Consider the following 4,245-nt stretch of genomic DNA (forward strand, 5'->3'; position numbering starts at 1 on the left):
ATTGACTCAGCAGGAAAAGGAATTAATAATCCCTTCAGAAAGCCATACTATTTATTGATCAACCTGGCTATGGGCGCCGAATGGCCCGGCCCGATTGATGATGCCGTTTTACCACAGCAATTTATCATCGATTACATAAGGTGCTATCAGAAGAAAAATAAAAATTAACGCAAACGTTTGAATACAATTGTAAAAATGGAAAGAACTAAATTGGAGGTTGGGGATACACTAAGTAACTACTTTGTTGTGCAGTAATGAATTTTAAAATAGTGAAGTTAATTTGAGAAAGCCGGATTGAGTTGTTGTGAATTGCCTGGCCGTTCAGAGCTTTATGAATTGCTCCGTCCTTCAGGGCGAAGACTAAAAAAAATTATATGAAGTCAAAAATGATTCTGGTTGTTGCTTTATTGCTGGTAACAGTTACCAGCTGGCTTGCCTGCATGAATAACAGTGTCACTACTGCGATGGCCATGCCTGATAAAGTGAGCTACAATTTTCACATACGGCCTGTTTTATCTGACAAATGTTTTAAATGCCATGGCCCTGATGTAAATAAAAGAGAAGCCGGTTTAAGACTTGATATTCCTGACTCTGCCTTTGCGCCTTTAAAAGAAACTATAGGAGCATTTGCATTGGTACCCTTTAAACCGGAAGAGTCGGAACTGTACAAACGGATATCGTCTGTTGATACTGGATACCAGATGCCGACACCCTCCTCGCACCTCGGGGTTTTATCGGCTCATGAAATAGCATTGTTTAAAAAATGGATTATCCAGGGAGCAAAGTATGAACCTCACTGGGCATTTGTAAAGCCGGTAAAAGCACCCTTGCCTGTAATAAAAGAAAAGGGTCTGGCAAAAAATGAGATTGACTATTTTGTAATTGCCAAACAGGAACAGGCTGGCCTTACCATGAATGAAGAAACGGATAAAGAAAGATTATTGAAGAGGCTTTCCCTTGATTTAACCGGTCTGCCTCCTACAGAAAAAATGATGGATGATTTCATGGCCAATAAAAATGTCAACACTTATGAAACCGCCGTGGATACATTATTGAGCAGGCCTGCTTACGGGGAAAAGATGGCCGTGCAATGGCTGGATATAGCACGCTACGCAGACAGCTATGGTTACCAGGATGATAATGTGAGAACACAATGGGCATGGCGCGATTGGGTGATTCATGCCTTTAATAAAAACATTCCTTACAACACTTTTCTTACCTGGCAAATTGCGGGAGATATGCTTCCCAATGCCACCAAGGAACAGGTTTTAGCCACTGCTTTTTTTCGCAACCATAAATACACGGAAGAAGGCGGCGTGGTGCCGGAAGAATACCGCATCAGTTATATACTTGATAAAACGAAAACCTATAGCAAAGGTATTTTAGGATTAACGGCAGAGTGTGCCCAATGCCACGATCACAAATACGATCCTATTTCTCAAAAAGAATATTACCAATTGTTCGCATTTTTTAATAATACTACAGAGGTAGGGTATGAAGGCGACGTAAGCCAGTCGAAAGGCGCAAAGCATCCCATTCTTACCATCAGCGATTCCGAAGCAAGAAGCATGTTAACCTTTATCAATAAAAGGGATACAGGAAGCATGATGGTGTCTGTAATGGGGGAAAGAGATACCATGCGAAAAACATTTGTCCTTAACCGGGGTGTGTATGATCAGCCCACTACAGAAGTATTGCCCTCAACAATAAAGGCTGTGATGCCTTTTGATACTACTACTTTACCACGCAACAGGCTGGGCCTTGCTGCGTGGACGGTGAACAATAATAATCCACTAACAGCCAGGGTTTTTGTAAACCACATCTGGCAGGAAATTTTCGGCAGGGGACTGGTAAAAACTTCGGGCGATTTTGGTATGCAGGGCGAGTTGCCTACGCATCCTGAATTAATCGACTGGTTAGCGGTAGATTTTATGGAGCATGGCTGGAACGTGAAGCGGCTGATGAAACAGATTGTTACATCTGCAACCTACCGACAATCGGGTAAAGTAAAAGACGAAAATTATAAAAAAGATCCTGAAAATATTTGGCTTACAAGGGCACCACGCATGAAGGTAAAAGCAGAATTTGTAAGAGATATTATTTTAGCCAGCAGTGGTTTGCTGGTAAATACAATCGGCGGCCCAAGCGTTAAACCATACCAAACAAAGGGTCTTTGGGAAATGGCAAGCTCAGGCAGGGGAGAACTTGCTACTTATAAACAGGATAAGGGCGAAGCGCTTTACAGGCGGGGGATGTACACCTTTATAAAGTTAACTGTGCCGCCACCAAGTATGATATTATTTGATGCCAGTAACAGGGATCAGTGTGAAGTAAAGCGCACGCAAACCAACACACCCTTACAGGCATTGATGATGATGAATGATCCAACGGTATTGGAAGCATCGCGGGTGTTTGCGGAAGCACTGATGGAAGAAAAAACTGCCACTGATGAAAAAATTAAAAAAGCTTTTCATCGTATTATTTGCCGGTCTGCCAATACAAAAGAAATCAATATCCTGAAATCTTATTTTGACGATCAGTTAAAACAATTTCAGCAAAAGCAATTGGATGCTACTGAAACTTTAAACGTTGGCGAATACCCGGGAGATAAAAAAGTGGATGCAAATACCACTGCTGCATTGATGAAGACGATCAGTATGATGTACAATATGGAGGAGGCTATTATAAAAACTTAAGTATGCAAAAACAAATTCTGGAACATGGGCTGGGCATTAACCGTCGTAAGTTCCTTTCTAAACTAAGCCTTGGCCTTGGAAGTGTGGCATTGGGCTCGCTGCTGATACCGGATTTATTTGGGGCAAAAAGCGATGAAGAAATGTTGCTTGCCGGGCTGCCACAGTTTGCACCCAAGGCCAAAAGAATCATCTATCTTTTTCAAAACGGGGCACCGTCGCAACTGGATTTGTTTGATTACAAACCTAAGCTGATAGATATGTTTGGCCAGGATTTACCGGCATCTATCCGGATGGGACAACGCCTTACCGGAATGACAGCCGATCAGAAAAAATTTCCTTTGGCAGGTACGGCTTTCAAGTTCAATCAGTACGGAGAGGCCAAAGCATGGATCAGCGAATTGTTGCCATACACTTCTAAAGTAGTAGACGATTTATGCTTTATTAAAAGTATGCATACAGAAGCCATCAATCACGACCCTGCACTTACATTTTTTCAAACAGGTGCGCAGGTGGGCAACCGCCCCAGTATGGGTTCCTGGCTTAGTTATGGTCTCGGCAGTGAAAATAAAAACCTTCCTGCTTTTTGTGTATTGTTATCCAAAGGAAAGGGCAACGGGCAGGGTGTTTATTCAAAATTATGGAGCAACGGATTTTTAGATTCCATTCACCAGGGCGTGCAGTTTAGCAGCGGCGATAACCCGGTGTTATACCTCAATAATCCGGAGGGTATTAATAAATCTGATCGTCGTAAGATGCTTGATAAACTGGAGGAACTGAATGCGCAAACTTTCCAGGAATCGGGCGATCCGGAGATTAATGCAAAAGTGCAGCAATACGAAATGGCCTACCGGATGCAAACGGCTGTACCAGAAATTACCGACCTGAGCAAAGAGCCGGAAGATATTGTAAAATTATATGGTCCTGATTGCCTGATACCCGGCACATATGCTGCCAACTGTTTGCTGGCAAGAAAATTATCGGAGAATGGCGTTCGTTTTGTTCAACTGTATCACCAGGGCTGGGATAGTCATGGCAGCTTACCCACCGAAATTAAGGGCCAGTGTATGGATACCGATCAGTCTTCTGCGGCACTGATCACCGATTTAAAACAACGGGGACTACTTGATGAAACGCTTGTTATATGGGGGGGAGAGTTTGGCAGAACCAATTATTGCCAGGGCAAGCTGGAGAAAACCAATTATGGCCGCGATCATCACCCAAGATGCTTTACCATCTGGATGGCTGGTGGTGGTGTAAAGCCGGGTGTGTATGGTGAAACGGATGAGTTTGGCTATAATATCACACAAAATCCGGTTCATGTAAACGACTTTCATGCAACCGTTTTGCATTTAATGGGCATAGATCATGAGAAACTCACCTTTAAACATCTCGGCAGAAGATACAGGCTGACAGATGTGGCTGGACAGGTAGTGAAGGGAATTATTGCTTAGTCACTTCTCATGAAGCGGAATAAGCAACGACAATACATTTAATTGGTAATTGAATTTTCCTGGCAGAGTTACCCTGGCGAAATTGTCTTGGTTGAATG

Annotated in this window: 2 protein-coding genes; both read left to right on the plus strand. The window is 42.9% G+C overall.

Annotated features, from left to right (window positions below):
- Nucleotides 1-374: 374 nt before the first annotated feature.
- Nucleotides 375-2,696: a PSD1 and planctomycete cytochrome C domain-containing protein gene (locus tag H7254_RS11180; RefSeq protein ID WP_301933045.1), complete on the plus strand. Its 2,322-nt coding sequence runs from the start codon at nucleotides 375-377 to the stop codon at nucleotides 2,694-2,696.
- 2 nt (nucleotides 2,697-2,698) lie between these two features.
- Entirely contained in the window at nucleotides 2,699-4,147 is a 1,449-nt protein-coding gene (locus H7254_RS11185; RefSeq protein WP_301923221.1) for a DUF1501 domain-containing protein, read from the plus strand.
- Nucleotides 4,148-4,245 lie beyond the last annotated feature (98 nt).

Source organism: Ferruginibacter sp., assembly GCF_014377975.1.
Lineage (GTDB): Bacteria > Bacteroidota > Bacteroidia > Chitinophagales > Chitinophagaceae > Ferruginibacter.

What these genes read in the sequence shown, in the direction of transcription:
- H7254_RS11185 (WP_301923221.1), top strand. Translation starts at nt 2,699, where the DNA reads ATGCAAAAACAAATTCTGGAACATGGGCTGGGCATTAACCGTCGTAAG.
- H7254_RS11180 (WP_301933045.1), top strand. Translation starts at nt 375, where the DNA reads ATGAAGTCAAAAATGATTCTGGTTGTTGCTTTATTGCTGGTAACAGTT.